The 16078-nt window shown below is 65.4% G+C and carries 13 protein-coding genes; 8 read left to right on the top strand and 5 right to left on the bottom strand.

Annotated elements, in window-relative coordinates:
* The first annotated feature begins 54 nt into the window (after positions 1-54).
* On the top strand, positions 55-357 hold the full coding sequence (locus ASF26_RS09780; RefSeq protein WP_056252770.1) for a YggT family protein: 303 nt from the start codon (positions 55-57) through the stop codon (positions 355-357).
* Positions 358-407: 50 nt separating this feature from the next.
* On the top strand, positions 408-1454 hold the full coding sequence (locus tag ASF26_RS09775; protein WP_056252767.1) for a MaoC family dehydratase: 1047 nt from the start codon (positions 408-410) through the stop codon (positions 1452-1454).
* Positions 1455-1461: 7 nt separating this feature from the next.
* Here the strand turns inward: ASF26_RS09775 and ASF26_RS09770 are convergent, their stop codons facing one another.
* Both ASF26_RS09770 and ASF26_RS09765 read right to left on the bottom strand, forming a co-directional pair.
* Positions 1462-2265, bottom strand: a complete 804-nt coding sequence (locus ASF26_RS09770) for a TSUP family transporter (RefSeq protein WP_056252763.1) — start codon at positions 2263-2265, stop codon at positions 1462-1464.
* Positions 2266-2326: 61 nt separating this feature from the next.
* Positions 2327-2863, bottom strand: coding sequence for a L,D-transpeptidase (locus ASF26_RS09765; RefSeq protein WP_056253341.1), 537 nt, complete (start codon positions 2861-2863; stop codon positions 2327-2329).
* Between the two features lie 414 nt (positions 2864-3277).
* Here ASF26_RS09765 and ASF26_RS09760 point away from each other — a divergent pair, with 414 nt between their 5' ends.
* The 3 genes from ASF26_RS09760 (at position 3278) to ASF26_RS09750 (ending at position 8277) form a co-directional block, all read left to right on the top strand.
* Positions 3278-3580 carry a hypothetical protein gene (locus ASF26_RS09760; RefSeq protein WP_056253338.1) on the top strand — a complete coding sequence of 101 codons (303 nt, stop codon included), beginning with the start codon at positions 3278-3280 and terminating at the stop codon, positions 3578-3580.
* A 350-nt stretch (positions 3581-3930) separates the two neighbouring features.
* Positions 3931-5112: an efflux RND transporter periplasmic adaptor subunit gene (locus ASF26_RS09755; RefSeq protein ID WP_018043056.1), complete on the top strand. Its 1182-nt coding sequence runs from the start codon at positions 3931-3933 to the stop codon at positions 5110-5112.
* Between the two features lie 3 nt (positions 5113-5115).
* Entirely contained in the window at positions 5116-8277 is a 3162-nt protein-coding gene (locus tag ASF26_RS09750; RefSeq protein ID WP_056252761.1) for a multidrug efflux RND transporter permease subunit, read from the top strand.
* Positions 8278-8428: 151 nt separating this feature from the next.
* Here ASF26_RS09750 and ASF26_RS09745 read toward each other — a convergent pair whose 3' ends face one another.
* Complete coding sequence (locus tag ASF26_RS09745; protein ID WP_056252757.1) at positions 8429-10111, bottom strand: acyl-CoA dehydrogenase family protein; 1683 nt, start codon at positions 10109-10111, stop codon at positions 8429-8431.
* Positions 10112-10301: 190 nt separating this feature from the next.
* Positions 10302-11201, bottom strand: coding sequence for a DMT family transporter (locus ASF26_RS09740; RefSeq protein WP_056252755.1), 900 nt, complete (start codon positions 11199-11201; stop codon positions 10302-10304).
* Positions 11202-11357: 156 nt separating this feature from the next.
* On the opposite strand from ASF26_RS09740, the gene ASF26_RS09735 reads away from it, so the two are divergent.
* A complete protein-coding gene (locus ASF26_RS09735; protein WP_056252752.1) occupies positions 11358-12242 on the top strand; it encodes a YihY/virulence factor BrkB family protein in 885 nt (294 codons plus the stop codon).
* 123 nt (positions 12243-12365) lie between these two features.
* The gene (locus ASF26_RS09730) at positions 12366-13193 is read left to right on the top strand and encodes a transglutaminase family protein (RefSeq protein ID WP_056252749.1); all 828 of its coding nucleotides are present in this window, start codon (positions 12366-12368) and stop codon (positions 13191-13193) included.
* A gap of 46 nt (positions 13194-13239) precedes the next feature.
* On the opposite strand, the gene ASF26_RS09725 is transcribed toward ASF26_RS09730, so the two are convergent.
* A complete protein-coding gene (locus tag ASF26_RS09725) occupies positions 13240-15021 on the bottom strand; it encodes a glucan ABC transporter ATP-binding protein/ permease (protein ID WP_056252746.1) in 1782 nt (593 codons plus the stop codon).
* Positions 15022-15299: 278 nt separating this feature from the next.
* On the opposite strand from ASF26_RS09725, the gene ASF26_RS09720 reads away from it, so the two are divergent.
* Positions 15300-16073 carry a MotA/TolQ/ExbB proton channel family protein gene (locus tag ASF26_RS09720; protein ID WP_018043049.1) on the top strand — a complete coding sequence of 258 codons (774 nt, stop codon included), beginning with the start codon at positions 15300-15302 and terminating at the stop codon, positions 16071-16073.
* Positions 16074-16078: the final 5 nt, after the last annotated feature.

Here is a 16078-nt window from a genome sequence, read left to right as displayed (position 1 = left end):
CGACGTTAGACCCGAGCCTGACAAGGCGGGGCGAACGAGGACATCAGACCGCGCATGTATGCTCTTCTCTGGCTCTTCGACACCGTCGTGCAGCTCTTCATCTATGTGCTCATCGCCAGCGCCGTGCTGAGCTGGCTCGTGGCCTTCAACGTGGTCAACGTGCGCAACCCGATCGTCTCGCAGATCGGTGAGGTGCTGTATCGGCTGACCGAGCCGGTCCTTCGCCCGATCCGCAGCATCCTGCCCAATCTGGGCGGCATCGACCTGTCGCCGATCGTCCTCGTGCTCCTGCTGCTCTTCATCAGCCGCCTCCTGCACGAGGTCATTCCGCCTCAGTCCGTCGTCTATGGCGGCTGAGGCCGCGCCGCGCTGAAGGCACAAGAAACACTTCGAGGGACGACCAAGAGATGAAGACCAATCCCGGCCGATTCTTCGAGGATTACCGCCTCGGCGAGACAATCCGCCATGCCACGCCGCGTACGGTGACGAGCGGTGACGTCGCGCTCTACACATCGCTCTACGGGCCACGCTTCGCGGTGCAGTCCTCGGATGCTTTCGCCAAGGCGATCGGCTACCCGCAGAGCCCGCTCGACGACCTGCTCACCTTCCATGTCGTGTTCGGCAAGACGGTGCCGGACATCTCCTTGAACGCCCTCGCCAATCTCGGCTACGCCGAGGGCGGCTTCCGCCGGCCGGTCTATCCAGGAGAGACCCTGTCGACGGTCTCCGAGGTGATCGGCCTCAAGGAAAGCTCGAACCGCCAGACCGGCGTGGTCTACGTCCGCTCCACCGGGTCCGACGCCAACGGCGAGACGGTTCTGAGCTATTGTCGCTGGGTGCTGGTGAAGAAGCGCGACCCCGAGGCAAAGATCGAGCAGGAGCACGTCCCGACCTTCGCCAAGGTCGTCGACCCGGCCGATCTCGCCGGCGCCCTGCCGCCGCTGAACGTCGGCGCCTACGATCTCGACCTCGCCGGCTCTCCGCACCGCTTCGGCGATTACGTGGTCGGCGAGAAGATCGACCATGTCGACGGCATGACCGTCGAGGAGGCCGAGCACCAGATCGCCACGCGCCTCTACCAGAATACCGCCAAGGTGCATTTCGACGGGTTCGCCGCCAAGGATACCCGCTTCGGCCGTCGCTTGATCTATGGCGGCGTCGTGATCTCGCTCGCGCGCGCGCTCAGCTTCAACGGCCTCAGCAACGCCTTCGCGCTGGCCGGCATCAATGCCGGACGCCATGTGGCACCGCTTTTCGCCGGTGATACGGTCTATGCCTGGAGTGAAGTGCTTGAAGCCGCAGAGCTTCCCGGCCGTTCCGATATCGGCGCCCTGCGCCTGCGTACCGTGGCTACCAAGAACCAGCCCTGCGGCGCCCACCCGGACAAGACCGGCGACGGCTACGACCCCGCCGTGATCCTCGACCTGGATTACTGGGCCTTCATGCCGCGCTGACGCGTGCTCAACTCCCGGCGAACAGGCCCATCACGGCTTGCCGCAGAGGGTTCTCGGGGTTCGACAGCAACCGGATCGCCATCGCGCAGGCGATGGTGACCAGCAGCGGCCGGATCAGCTTCGCACCAAGGCGGATCGCCAGGATCGAGCCGATCTGGGCCCCGATGAAGGCTCCGAAGGCCATGGCGATGCCGATGGTCCAGACCACATGGCCCGAGGCCGCGAACAGGGCGAGGCTGCCGAGGTTGCTGGCGGCATTGGCGAGCTTGGTATGGGCGGTGGCGCGCACCACGCCGAGGCCGAGGAGCGTCACGAACCCGATCATGTAGAACGCGCCGGCGCCCGGGCCGAACACGCCGTCGTAGAAGCCGACGGCGGGCGCCCAGGTGAGCGCGAACAGGCCGGGCCGCATCCGCGCCGCCGAGTCCTCGCTGCTCATCCGCCGGGCGAAGGCGAAATAGAACGCGATCCCGATCAGCAGCACAGGAACGGCTGCGTCGAGGACGGGGCGCGGCAAGAGGCTCACGCAGAGCGCACCGCCGATCGAGGCAAGACCGGCGGCGAGCGCGATCTTCCAGGCCGCCGGCCAATGGATGTGGCCCCGACGCGCGAAAGCGATGGTCGATGAGACGGCCCCCGCACTGCCCTGAAGCTTGTTGGTGGCGATGGCGCTCACCGGATCGAGTCCGGAGAGAAGCAGGGCCGGCACAGTGATGAGGCCGCCGCCGCCCGCGATGGCATCGACACACCCGGCCGCCACGGCCACCGCGAACAGGCCCGCAACGAGGCTGATGTCGACACCGAAGATCATTCCGTTCTCTCCTCCGTCCGGTCGCGACCGACCGGATGCCGGCGGGAGGCGGATGGGGCCTTCAGTTGCGCACGATCACCTTCGTGCCGACCTTCACCCGGTCGTAGAGGTCGACCACATCCTTGTTGGTCATGCGGATGCAGCCCGACGAGACGGCGGCGCCCATGGTCTCCGGCTCGTTGGAGCCGTGGATACGGTAGAGCGAGGAGCCGAGATACATCGCCCGTGCGCCAAGGGGGTTGTCCTGGCCGCCGGCCATGAAGCGCGGCAGGTCGGGCCGCCGGGCCAGCATCTGCGCCGGGGGGCGCCAAGCCGGCCATTCCTTCTTCATCGTCACCGATTTCTGGCCGGACCAGGAGAAGCCCTGACGGCCCACGCCGACCCCGTAGCGGACGGCCTGGCCACCGCCGAGCACGTAGTAGAGCCGCCGCTGACTCGTTGAAACCACGACGGTGCCGGGCTTCTCCGCCCCCTTCCACGCAACCGTCTCGCGCGGGATCGCCTGCTCCTTGAAAATGTTCATGAAGTCGGCGATCGGCCCGCTGTCGAACGGGTTTCCGGCGCTGGCGCCGCCGCACGTGGCGAAGCCCATGCCCATCGCGAGAGCCGTGGCGGCGAAAAGGGAGCGCGTGCCCATTGTAATCGTCTCCGTCCGGACCTGGACAGGCGGCGCGTTGCACCCCGTCTCCCATTCCGGCGAGGTCCAGCCTCGATGAGCCGGACTTCAGATGATCGGGCCGGCAGACTTGGCCGGATGGTTAAGGACGGTCAACCCGCTGCGATGCGAACGGATTATGCTGTGGGATTGGAGCAACGGCTGTGATTCGAACCGCCATTCGACTGTTTGACAGAATGTCGCAGGTTATTGCGTTGCGGGAACTTTCGCACCACCCTCAGTTTCGTGACCTCACCGCCGACCAGTTCCGCCGCTGCCCCTCTGGAGGCAGGATGCTTCGCTTCGACCGCCTTGCAGGGGCAGGCGGTCGTCCGTCTGCGCTCGGCGCTGTCGACCATGCTGGTGTTGCTCTCCCTACTCGTGATGGTGCTGTCGAGCCTCCCGCAAGGGTTGTGGGCCGGTGGCGTCGGGGCGCCGGTCTCGAGCCAATGGCCCGATGGTTTCACGAGCCAGGGCGAAGCGCCTTCGACCGGTTCCGCATCGCATCTGGAGATCGACGACGCTGTGACGCCGTCCTCCCTGTCTGGATCGCGGCTCCTCGGTGAAGCCTTGGAGCCGGCCTTGCGAGGCCGTTCCGCCCTGTCGCTTGGGATCGGCGCGGATGCACCGCTCTATCGCCCTCCCAGGACTACGGCGTGAGAGCTTGGCCGCGGCGTTTTGACCACCCGGCCGCGTAGCTCGTCTTTTCACCGGCTCGTGTCGCGCGATCGCCAAGATTGTGAACGATTTCTGAAGCCGTGATGTGTGTGGTCGGCCCCTAGTCGGCCGACGCATGCCCAATGACGCCATGGCCGCATCGCGTGGCCCAGCGATTGCCACGGTGCCGAAGTCGCTTCGCGGATCTTCGCCCGGGACTTGAGTGTCAGAGCTGCCAATCCGCCGGGCGGGTTGCGATCGACCGCGTATCGCACAGGAGCGAAATCATCGTGACGTCTACTGCCCTTCGTACCCGACGTGTCTGGCCGGCCTCCCTGGCTGCTGCCTCCGTCATGGTCGCCCTGTCCGCCTGCAATCAGAAACAGCAGGCCGCGGCTCCTGTTCCGAGCCCACCCGCCGAAGTGAGCATCGTCACCGTCCGCGAGCAGCCAATCCCCTATCTGCGCGACCTCCCCGGCCGCGTCGCGCCCCTGCGCATCGCCGAAGTGCGTTCCCGCGTCTCCGGTCTCGTGGTCAAGCGCACGTTCGAACAGGGTAGCTTGGTCAAGGAAGGCGACATCCTCTACAAGATCGATCCCGCCCCGTTCGAGGCGGAACTCGCCAGCGCTGAGGCAGCGCTCGCCCGCACGGAGGCCGCCCAGGTTCTCGCCGGCCAGCAGGCTGACCGACTCGAGCAGCTCCTGTCCCGCCAGACCGCGAGCCAGGCGCAGTACGATAGCGCCTATGCCGGCCTGAAACAGGCCCAGGCCGAAGTCGCCGGCGCCAAAGCCGCCCGCGATCGGGCCAAGCTGAACCTCAACTATACCGACGTCCGCGCCCCGATCTCCGGCCGGATCGGCCGGGCCCTTCTCACCGAGGGTACGCTGGTGGAACAGGGGGCCACCGCCAACCTTGCCACGATCCAGCAGCTCGATCCGATCTACGTGGACATCACCCAGTCCGTCGGAGAGCTGAACAAGCTTCGCAGGGACCTCGCGAGCGGCGAGCTTTCGCGCCTGTCCAACGACACCGCCAACGCGCATCTCATCATGGATGACGGGTCTCTCTACGGCTCTGCCGGCAAGGTGCTGTTCTCCGATGTCACCGCCGATCCGAGCACCGGGCAGGTCACCCTGCGCGTGCTGTTCCCGAACCCGCATGACGAGCTGTTCCCGGGCATGTATGTCCGCGCCCGCATCAAGCAGGGCATCGACGTCGACGCCATCGCCGTGCCTCAGCAGGCGATCCAGCGCACCAATGACGGCAAGGCCGAGGTCTGGGTGGTCGGCAAGGATGACAAGGTCATGCTCCAGCCTGTGGAGGTCGGACCCGTCGTGGATTCCCAGTGGGTCATTCGCGACGGGCTCAAGTCCGGCGACCGCGTCGTCGTGGAGGGCGTCCAGAAGATATCGGTCGGCTCGTCGGTCAAGACCGTCGAGATGAAGGTCGCTGCCCAGGCGGAGGCCAAACCCTACGATACCGATCTCGACGACAAGTCGGCCGCCGCGCAGCCCGCTTCCGCTCAGGTTCGCTGACCCATGGCCCGCTTCTTCATCGATCGCCCGATCTTCGCATGGGTCGTTGCGCTTTTCATCTGCCTCGGCGGGATCCTGTCGATCCCGAGCCTGCCGGTCGCGCAGTATCCCGTCATCGCTCCGCCCTCGATCGCCCTCTCCACCTCCTATCCCGGAGCGTCGGTCGAGAACCTCTATACCGGCACCACCCGCCTCATCGAGGATGAGCTCAATGGCGCGGCCAACATCCTTAGTTTCGAATCCGCGAGCGATGCGTTCGGCGTCATCGAAATCACGGCGCAGTTTCAGCCGGGCACGGATTCGAGTCTCGCGGGCGTCGAGGTTCAGAACCGCCTCAAGCGCGTCGAGGCGCGCCTGCCGGCCGAGGTACGCCAGCAGGGCACGCTGGTGGAGGAAGCCTCAGCCGCGACACTGAACATCATCACCCTGATCTCGCCCGACAAGTCGATGGACGAGATTGCGCTGGGCGACTTCCTCATCCGCAACGTCATCAACGAGATCCGCCGTATCCCCGGTGTGGGTCGCGCAACGCTCTACTCCACCGAGCGCAGTCTCCGCATCTGGATCGATTCCGACAAACTACGCGGCCTGTCCTTGAACGCGTCCGACGTCTCAAAGGCGATCACCAACCAGAACGTCCAGATCGCATCGGGCGCCGTCGGCGCCATGCCGAGCCCAGCCTCGAACACCGTCAACTTTCCCATCATCGTCAAGGGTCAGATGACGGCGCCCGAGGAGTTCGGCGCCATCGTCCTGCGAGCCAACCCGGACGGGTCGAATGTGCGCCTACGCGACATCGCCCGGATCGAGCTCGGCGGTGAAGATTACAAGTTCACCACCCGGCTGAACGGCGGTGAAGCGGCGGGCATCTCGGTGACCCTGGCGCCGGACGGCAACGCCCTCGAGACCGCTTCCGCCATCCGCGCGAAGATGGAGGAGCTGTCGCAGTTCTTCCCGTCCAACGTGCAATGGGACATCCCCTACGACATTACGCCCGCCGTCGAGGCCTCGATCAAGAAGGTGCTGATGACGCTGGTGGAGGCCGTCATCCTCGTCTTCGTGGTGATGTTCTTGTTCCTCCAGAACATCCGGTACACCCTAATCCCGACCATCGTCGTTCCGATCGCCCTCATGGGGACCTGCACGGTGATGTTGCTCGCCGGCTTCTCGGTGAACGTGCTGACGATGTTCGGCATGGTGCTGGCCATCGGCATCCTCGTCGACGACGCCATCGTGGTCGTCGAGAATGTCGAGCGCATCATGAACGAGGAAGGGCTGTCTCCGAAGGAGGCGACCCGAAAGGCGATGAGCCAGATCACCGGCGCCATCATCGGCATCACCCTGGTGCTGATCGCCGTCTTCATCCCGATGGCGTTCTTCCCCGGCTCGGTGGGCATCATCTACCGTCAGTTCTCCATTGCCATGGTGACGTCCATCGGCTTCTCGGCGCTTCTCGCCCTGACGCTGACGCCGGCTCTCTGCGCCACCCTGCTCAAGCCCATCGAGAAGGGCCACGGCCATTCCAAGGGCGGCGTGTTCGGCTGGTTCAACCGGATCGTCGACCGCGAGACCGCGCGGTACGGCCGCGGCGTGGCAGGAATGATCAAGCGCTCGGGCCGGGTGATGATGGTCTACCTTGCCCTTGTCATCGGACTCGCCTTCGCTTTCGTGCGGATGCCGGAAGGTTTTCTTCCGGTGGAGGACCAGGGCTTCTTCACGGTGGATATCCAGACGCCGCCCGGCTCGTCCTTCAATCGCACCCTCAACGCGGTGAAGGCGGTGGAGGAGCACCTGATGGCCCAGTCCGGCGTCGCCACGGTGACGGTGGTCAACGGCTTCTCGTTCTCCGGTCAGGGGCAGGTGACGAGCCAAGCCTTCGTGACACTGAAGCCCTGGGGTGAGCGCGATGCGGCCAACTCGGCGGCTGCCTTGGTGGAGGGGACCAACAAGGCGCTCGGCACATATAAGGACGCCGTGATCCAGGCGCTTGAGCCGCCGCCGATCGACAACCTCGGCAACGCTTCGGGCTTCAGTTTCCGCCTTCAGGATCGCGCCCAGAAGGGGTACTCGGCCCTGATGGCTGCACAGGAACAACTGCTCTCCCTCGCCAAGAAGAGCCCGATCCTGCAGAAGGTTTATGTCGAAGGGCTACCTCCGGCACCCCAAGCGGAACTCGTGATCGATCGCGAGAAGGCGGCGGCCTTGGGCGTAGACTTTGAGGAGATCAACAACACGATCCAGGTCAATCTCGGTTCGGTCTATACCAACGACTTCCCGAACCGGGGCAAGATGCAGCGCGTCATCGTGCAGGCCGAGGATAGCCAGCGCCTGAAGGCGGCCGACCTGCTGAACTACGGGGTGAAGAACAGCCAGGGCGCGATGGTGCCGATGTCGTCCTTCGCCGATCTCAAATGGAGTGTCGGGCCGGCGCAGATCATCGGCTTCAACGGCTACCAATCGGTGCGTATCACCGGCGAGCCGGCAGCGGGCTATACCTCCGGCGATGCGATCGCCGAGATGGAACGCCTGATGCAACAGTTGCCCAAAGGCTTCGGCTACATCTGGACCGGCCAGTCGCTGCAGGAGAAGCAGGCCGGCAGTCAGGCGACGCTGCTGCTGGCCCTGTCGATCCTGATCGTGTTCCTGTGCCTTGCCGCCCTTTATGAGAGCTGGTCGATCCCGTTCTCGGTGCTACTGGTGATCCCGCTCGGCGTCATCGGCTCGGTGGCGGCGGTCTACCTGAGGGGCATGCCCAACGACGTCTACTTCAAGATCGGGCTCATCACGATCATCGGCCTCTCGGCCAAGAACGCGATCCTGATCGTGGAGTTCGCCAAGGACTTGTGGCGGCCGGGCAAGTCCCTGGTCGATGCGACCATCGAGGCCTCCACGCTCCGCTTCCGGCCGATCGTGATGACCTCGCTGGCCTTCATCTTCGGTGTGGTCCCCCTGGCCATCGCCTCGGGCGCGGCTTCGAAGAGCCAGCAGGCCATCGGTACCGGCGTGCTCGGCGGCATGATTTCCGCCACGATCCTGGCAGTCCTCTTCGTGCCGGTCTTCTTCGTCTTCGTCATGCGCCTGTTCAGGACGAAGCCGGTCGAGCACGAGCCGAAGGCGGCCGAGGCTGGTTCGATTCCGTCGAGCCATCACGCTCCGGCGGAGTAGGATCGGTCCCTCTTCCCCGGATACGGGGAAGAGGGACCTAGACATGAAAAAGGCCTGGAGCCGGGGAGAACCCGGTTCCAGGCCTTTTTTCCTTGTGATGATCATTGGGCGGCCGGGCTGATTGCCCGGCCGCTGCTTCCGAAGGGAAGGCTCAGGCAGTCTCGAGCAGGCGGCGGGCGATGACCTGGGCCTGGATCTCGGCGGCACCCTCGAAGATCGAGAGGATGCGCGCGTCGCAGAGCACACGGCTGACGGCGTATTCCAGCGCAAAGCCGTTGCCCCCATGGATCTGCAGGGCGTTGTCGGCCGCCGCCCAGGCGACGCGGGCGCCGAGCAGCTTCGCCATCCCGGCCTCGAGATCGCAGCGCTTGCCCTCGTCCTTCTCGCGGGCGGAGAAGTAGGTGAGCTGGCGGGCGATGTTGATCTCCACCGCCATCATGGCGATCTTGTCGGCGACGCGGGGGAAGTTGATCAGCGCCTTGCCGAACTGCACCCGGTCCTCGGCGTAGCGGAGACCGAGGTCGAGGGCGTTCTGCGCCACGCCGATGGCGCGAGCCGCCGTCTGGATGCGGGCGGATTCGAAGGTCTGCATGAGCTGCGTGAAGCCCTTGCCTTCGACTTCGCCGAGAAGGTTGGCCGCCGGCACTTCGAAATTGTCGAAGGCGAGCTCGTATTCCTTCATGCCGCGATAGCCGAGGACGTGGATCTCGCCGCCGGACAGGCCGGCCACCGGGAAGGGATCCTCATCGGTCCCGCGGGGCTTCTCGGCAACGAGGAGCGACAGACCCCTGTGACCCTTCTCTTCGGGCTTGGTGCGCACGAGACAGGTCATGATGTCGGCGCGGACCGGGTGCGTGATCCAGGTCTTGTTGCCCGAGATCTTCCAGACGTCGCCGTCCTTCACCGCCTTGGTGCGGAGGGACGCGAGGTCGGAGCCGGTATTCGGCTCGGTGAACACGGCGGTGGGGAGGGTATCGCCGGACGCGATGCCGGGCAGGAAGCGGTGCTTCTGCTCCTCGGTGCCGCCACACAGGATGAGCTCGGCGGCGATCTCCGAGCGGGTGCCGAGCGAGCCGACGCCGATATAGGCGCGGGACAGTTCCTCGGAGACGACGCACATGGAGATCTTGGGCAGGCCCATGCCGCCGTATTCCTCTGGGATCGTCAGGCCGAAGACGCCGAGCTCGGCCATCTTGGTGACGATCTCCATCGGGATGTAGGCGTTCTGGCTGTGCCATTCATGGGCGTGCGGAACGACCTCGGCGAGGCCGAAGCGGCGCATCTCGGAGCGGATCGCCTCCATGTCCTCGTCGAGGCCGGACTTGCCGATGGTGGCAGAGCCACCATTGTCGCGGATGCGCGCCACGAGCGCGGCGCGGTTCTCAGGCGTGTTACCCTCGACGATCAGGGTTTCGACGGCGTCGGTCCGGAACTTCATGACCTCGCGGGCGGACAGGCCCAGCGAGCCGGTCGGACGCACGATCTCGCCCTGGCTCATGGGAATGCCGGAGAACATCTGGTCGAGATATTCGCCGATGCCGATCTTCACGAGGAGCGCCTCGGTCTCCCCGAATTCTCCGGTCTCGATCAGGCGCGCTGCATAGGCGCCGAGCTCACGTACACCTTCGGCATAGGTGGCGAGCCAGGCGAGGCCGTGGGCGGCATGCTGCTCGGACTCGAGCTTCTCCGGCGAGATCTTGCCCTCGGCAGAGAGCACCTTCGCGCGAACCCGGCGGGTCGCTTCGGCGACGAGGGCCTTCGCGGCTTCGCCGGCGCCCTGGGCGAGGGTCAGGAGATCCTGCGGTTCGGTGGAGACGGCCGGGGAAGCGGACATGGTTCGAATCTCTCAAATCAGAATGAGGGTTGGCGCTCATTATAGGCAGGTTTGCCAAGTCTGTAGAGGCGTCTCGCCGCAGCGCGGCACTATCCCACCTGAATTCATTATTTCTTGCCGTGAAAAGCCTAGTTCTGCTCGGCAAAGCTAGGAGATCTGAATTTTATTGAGAGACGAATCAAAGAAAAACTCATCTTCGGCTGGCGACCGCGACCCCAATCGTGGCCACGGCCATGCCGGCCATCTGGATTGGGGCCAGTGTCTCGCCGAACAGGAGATAGGCCATCGCCGCCGAGACCGGGGGGACCAGGAAGAGCAGGGAGGCGACGCCGGCCACCTCGCCGCGCCGGATCAGGGCCAGAAGAAGCAGGATGCCCGCCACCGAGTTAATGAGGATCGACCACGCCAGTCCGCCCCAGAGCGGCAGGGACGCGTCGAAACGGCCCGTGCCGAACAGAAACGCCGCCGGTACGGCAAGGAGCGCGGCCCCGACGAACTGGATTGCCGCATTCGGCAGCAATTCGGCCTGTCCCGCACGACTCTTCTGCCACAGCGTGCCGATCGTCATCGCCACCATGGCACCGAGGCAGGCGAGAAGCGGAAGTGCCGGAATGCCGGACGCGTCCGCAGCACCGATTTTCGGGGCGAGGACGAGAAGCGCACCGGCAAAGCCGGTGGCGATCCCGGTCCAGCGACGCGGGCTGACGATTTCACCGAGGAATGGACGCGCCATCGCCGCCGTGAGCAGGGGCTGGAGACTACCGACCAGGGCAGCGATGCCCGATGGCAGGCCGCGCTCCACCGACCAGAATACGCCGATGACGTAGATGCCCTGCATCAGCACGCCGGCCACCAGGGCATCACGCCATCCCGCGCGACTCCGAGGCCATCTCGCGCCGAGGCCGAAGGTGATGGCGCTCAGAACGATGGCGACGCCGACGAGCCGGATGGCGACGAATGTGAAGGCCTCCGCATGGGGCGCCACGAAACGCGCCGCGACAAAGCCCGACGCCCAGATCAGGACGAAGATCGACGAGACCACCGAAGCGGGTACGGTGCGGGTTGGGGAAGCCGGCGCATCGACTGACATGACGGTGGCGCAGGCAACACACCGAACCGCCGAACACAAGTCGTACCGGTGGCGAGCAGCGATGCATCGCCCCGAACATTGCGCCGTCGTCCGGCCTCGCGTTTAGACAGTCTGTATCGTCGAGCCCCACAGATCACGAGAAGCGCCCCAACCGCCGTGAGCCGTCTCCGCAACAGCACCGACATCGCCAGCCTCGCCGCCCAGCGCTTCGTCTCGCATGACGGCTGGGCGATCGCGAGCCATATCGCTCTCTCGATCCTGACCTCGCTGTTTCCCTTCCTGATCCTGCTCGCGGCCTTGGCCGGCCTCCTTGGCACCAAATCGCTCGCCGACGAAGCCGGCATCCTCATTTTCGATGCTTGGCCTCGCGAGGTGGCCAAACCCATTGCCGGGGAGGTTCACCGGGTGCTCACTGAGCAGCGCGGCGGCGTGCTCACCATCGGTGCTCTCCTTGCCCTCTACTTCTCCTCCTCGGGGGTCGAGAGCCTCAGGGTAGGGCTCAACCGTGCCTACGGCCTGCGCGAGACCAGGCCCTGGTGGCTCACCCGCCTCGAATCGATCGGCTACGTCGTCTGCGGCGCCTTCGCCATGCTCGCCTTCGCTCTGCTGGTTGTCCTGGGGCCGCTGATCTGGCGCAGGGTCATCGACGTGGCGCCGGGGCTCGAGCCGTTGAGCCTCACTGTCGCCCTCGGCCGCATCGGCATCACCGCCTTTCTCCTCGCGGCGGTTCTCGTCATCGCCCACAAATTCGTGGCGGCCGGCCGCCGTCCGATCCTCTCGGTGTTGCCCGGCGTCCTGGTGACGCTGGTGCTTTGGTTCCTTGCCGGCCTCGGGTTCGGCTTCTACCTCGACCGGTTCTCCACCGCTTACGCCTCCACCTATGGCGGACTGGCGACCGCGATGGTCTTTCTAGTTTTTCTCTACTGGCTCGCCGCGATGTTCCTGTTCGGTGGCGAAATCAATGGCACCGTCATTGCAGCACGACGCCAGCGGCTCCAGGCCCGGATGCTGGCAAGACAGGCCGAGGCGCGCCGGCACTGAAGCAGGGTGCCGCAGCCGGCATGCCGACATCCACCTGTGACCTTCGCGGCCTATGCCGAACGGTCTAGCGCGGGCATGAGGGCGACAGGGCTGGCGCGATGGTCGGTCGGAGGTTCAAGGGTAATGCGCATCAGGTTCGGCTGCGAGATGGGCTACGACTTCGCCTATCCTACTCCGATGATCGTCCGGTTGACGGCGCATCCGAGCCGGTTCGCGCGCGCGACCGAGCCGGACCGTCTGGCCATCGGCCCCGAGACGCCGCACGAAGTGTTCATCGACGATTTCGGCAACCGGTGCTGCCGCCTCGTAGCACCGGCGGGGGCCGTGACCCTGTCGGTGGAGGGATGGCTCGATGATGACGGCGATCTCGATCCGGTCGTGCCGCAAGCGATCCAGCATCCCATCGAAGACCTGCCCTTGGAGGCCCTGCCCTTCCTCGTGGCGAGCCGCTACTGCGAATCCGACCTGCTCTCGAACGAAGCGTGGCGCCTGTTCGGCGACGTCCCGCCCGGCTGGGCCCGCGCCCAGGCGGTCTGCGATTGGGTCCACGGCCATATCAGCTTCGGCTACGGCTATTCGAATGTGGATCGTACCGCCGCCGATGCTCTTGCCGTCGGGCGTGGGGTCTGTCGCGACTATGCTCACCTGTTCGTGGCGTTCTGCCGTGGCCTCAACATGCCGACCCGCTATTGCACCGGTTATCTCAGCTTCATCGGCGAACCCGAGCCACATCCGCCCGGGGATTTTGCCGCCTGGACCGAAGTCTATCTCGGCGGCGCGTGGCATGTCTTCGACCCACGCAACAACGCTCCTCGTCGGGGCCGCATCCTCGTCGCCCGGGGGCGCGATGCGGCGGATGTTCCATTGACCCATACGTTTGGATCGAACGTGCTGACGAAGTTCCGGGTCTGGGCTGAGGAAGAGGTGGAGATAGAGACTCCCGTCGGATAGTTCCCGGAGTGGCCCCTCCCCCGCAAAGGGGGAGGGGCGTCTCTTGTCAGGCTGCCAGGGCGAGTGCGGGCTCGGAGGCGTCGGCACCGGCCATGAACTGCGCCCGGGCGAGGTCGGCGAAGCGTCCGTTCTCCGCGACGAGTTCCTCGAAGGTTCCCGATTCGACGATCCGGCCCTCGTGGAACACGAGGATGCGGTCGGCGTTGCGGATCGTCGCCAGACGGTGGGCGATGACGAAGGTGGTCCGGCCTTCCATTACGGCTTCGAGCGCACCCTGCAGCTTCCGCTCCGTGGTCGCGTCCAGGGCGGACGTGGCCTCGTCGAGGATCAGCACGGGCGGATTCTTGAGCAGCGCCCTGGCGATGGACAGACGCTGGCGCTCGCCGCCGGAGAGCGAGCGACCGCGCTCGCCGATGATCGTGTCGAGACCGTCGAACTGGCGATCCATGAACTCCGTCGCCTGGGCGCGGTCGAGGGCGTCGAGCATCTCCGCATCGGTGGCATCGGGACGGCCGACCTGGAGATTCTCGCGGATCGAGCGGGCGAAGAGCATCGGCTCCTGGAACACCACGCCGATGTTGTGACGCAGGGAGGAGAGGCCGATATCGCGAATGTCGGTACCGTCGATGCGGATCGCGCCGGTATCCGGGTCGAATGCGCGGTGCAGCAGGCCCAGTGTGGTCGACTTGCCCGAGCCGGTGGTTCCGACGAGGGCGATGGTCTGCCCGGCCTGCGCCGTGAAGGAGACGCTCTCCACGGCCTTGCGGCGCGGGGTATAGGAGAACCCGACCTGATCGAAGGAGACCTCGCCCTCGAAACGGGCCACCTGCATGGCGCCGGGACGATCGTGGACGGCCGGGGTCGTGTCCAGAATCTCGAAATACTCGGCGATCTTGGGCATCTGCTGGAACAGACCGTTGATGCAGGTGGCGACCTGATCGAGGCGGGCGACGAGCATGGTGGCAAGGCTCATGAAGGCCACCACTTCGCCGATCGAGGCCATGCCGTGCTGATGCAGGGCGATACCCGTGATGAAGATGGCCGTCATGGTCAGGGTGGCGGCGGCGCGGGTCGCGACGTTGGCGAGCGCCCACCACGACAGGACGGGGATCTGGGCCGCGAGCAGGTTGCGAATGATGCCATGCATGGCTTCCTTCTCCGCCTTGGCGCGGGTGAAGGACTGGATCACGGCGACGTTGCCGAGGGCGTCAGAGGCATGGGCGGCAAGGCCCGACTGGTAGGCCTCAACCCGGCCCTGCAGCATCTCGGTGCGACGCATGACGAAGGTGGTGAGCACGGTGAACATCGTCACCAGCACGACCAGGATCGAGCCGAGCTGCCAGTTCACGAACAGGGTCATCGGCAGGAGGACAGCCAGGGACACGACGGCGACGAAATGATCGCGGAAGAAGCCGAGCCAGAGCCAGAACATGCCGTTCGATCCTTCCAGCATCGCCTTCAGGACGCGGCCGGAATGATTCGAGGAATGGAATGCCAGGGGCAGTTCGAGGACATGCTCGAAGTAATTCGCCATGGAGGCGAGGCGATTGCGATGGGCCAGCCGGTCCGCATGCAGAGCGATGGTGACGCCGGCCGCGATGGTGAACAGGCCGAAGGCGACCCATGCGCCGATGAGCGGCGCCAGTGTCGAGAAGGCGTTACCGTCGCTCTTCAGATGCGTCAGCTGATCGATGATGCGCCCCATGAGCAGCGGCTCGGCGAAAGCCGCGACCGCGAGGGCCACATTGGCGACAGCGAGTAGGGCTGCCAGCCGCCGATCGGCGCCCAGTAGGCCCATGACGCGCGCATAGAGACGAACCAACGGCATGACGACGTGTGCTCCGATGCCAATCACGGCGCGGTCCCTTTTGCCGGAACCTTCGCCCTCAACCCTTCGCCTTCGACCCGGCCCCCATTCATCGGAGATCACAAGCCATTCGGCGTGCTCGGCTTATCGCAAGGCCACCCTGAACGGCGAATGACAGGAATGCGCCGGGCGGACCGTTATCCTTTACGGTTCGTTCAGCGCGTCCGCCTAACTCTGGCCAAGTCGCTTTCCGCTCGGATGCTCTTCCGCGGTGCTGGGTAAGCCGACCAGGGTTCACCATGGATCTCGCAACCGGTATCGGGCTTCTCGGCGGCTTCGGTGTCGTCTTCACCCTGATCATGATTGATGGCGGCAACTTCGCCGCCTTTTTCGATAAGCACGCGGTCATCGTCATCTTCGGCGGTTCCACCGCGGCCACGATGATCCGTTTCCCATTCGCCACGATGATGCATGGCCTGCCTATGGGCATGCGCTACGCCTTCACCATGCGGGCGATCAGACCGCGCGAACTCATCGAGGAAATCACCAAGATCGCCGACGTCGTGCGCAAATCCGGCCCGATGGCCCTGGAGAACATGGAGATCTCCGATCCCTTCCTGGCTCAGGGCGCCCGCTACATCGCCGACGGTTACGACCGCGAGTTCATCCGTGACACGATGGAGCGCGACCGCGACAATTTCCTCATGCATCTCGACGAAGGCTCGAAGATCTACCGCGCCTTCGGAGACTGCGCCCCCGCCTGGGGCATGATCGGCACCATTCTCGGGATGGTGACGATGTTCGCCAACATGTCGGACCCATCCAAGCTCGGCCCCGCCATGGCGACCGCGTTGCTCGCCACCCTCTACGGCGCGCTGATCTCCAACATGATCGCGCTCCCGCTCGCCGACAAGCTGCACGTGAAGCTGGAGGAGGAGGACGTCTCCCGCTCCCTCATCATCGACGGCATCCTGCTCATCCGCGACTCGAAGAGCTCGTCCCTCGTGCGCGAGATGCTGGTCGCCTACCTGCCGCACAACCACCGCGACGACCTCGCGGCGGAAGCGGCCTGACGGGA

The sequence above is a fragment of the Methylobacterium sp. Leaf93 genome (assembly GCF_001422345.1).
Lineage (GTDB): Bacteria > Pseudomonadota > Alphaproteobacteria > Rhizobiales > Beijerinckiaceae > Methylobacterium > Methylobacterium bullatum.
The sequence above is the reverse complement of the archived record's forward strand: the minus strand, read 5'-3'. Positions and strand labels throughout refer to the sequence as shown.

Coding starts and splice junctions, on each gene's coding strand:
- ASF26_RS09775 (WP_056252767.1), top strand. CDS start 408: ATGAAGACCAATCCCGGCCGATTCTTCGAGGATTACCGCCTCGGCGAG.
- ASF26_RS09780 (WP_056252770.1), top strand. CDS start 55: ATGTATGCTCTTCTCTGGCTCTTCGACACCGTCGTGCAGCTCTTCATC.
- ASF26_RS09740 (WP_056252755.1), bottom strand. CDS start 11,201: ATGTCAGTCGATGCGCCGGCTTCCCCAACCCGCACCGTACCCGCTTCG.
- ASF26_RS09720 (WP_018043049.1), top strand. CDS start 15,300: ATGGATCTCGCAACCGGTATCGGGCTTCTCGGCGGCTTCGGTGTCGTC.
- ASF26_RS09725 (WP_056252746.1), bottom strand. CDS start 15,021: ATGCCGTTGGTTCGTCTCTATGCGCGCGTCATGGGCCTACTGGGCGCC.
- ASF26_RS09770 (WP_056252763.1), bottom strand. CDS start 2,265: ATGATCTTCGGTGTCGACATCAGCCTCGTTGCGGGCCTGTTCGCGGTG.
- ASF26_RS09755 (WP_018043056.1), top strand. CDS start 3,931: ATGGTCGCCCTGTCCGCCTGCAATCAGAAACAGCAGGCCGCGGCTCCT.
- ASF26_RS09760 (WP_056253338.1), top strand. CDS start 3,278: ATGCTGGTGTTGCTCTCCCTACTCGTGATGGTGCTGTCGAGCCTCCCG.
- ASF26_RS09745 (WP_056252757.1), bottom strand. CDS start 10,111: ATGTCCGCTTCCCCGGCCGTCTCCACCGAACCGCAGGATCTCCTGACC.
- ASF26_RS09765 (WP_056253341.1), bottom strand. CDS start 2,863: ATGGGCATGGGCTTCGCCACGTGCGGCGGCGCCAGCGCCGGAAACCCG.
- ASF26_RS09750 (WP_056252761.1), top strand. CDS start 5,116: ATGGCCCGCTTCTTCATCGATCGCCCGATCTTCGCATGGGTCGTTGCG.
- ASF26_RS09730 (WP_056252749.1), top strand. CDS start 12,366: ATGCGCATCAGGTTCGGCTGCGAGATGGGCTACGACTTCGCCTATCCT.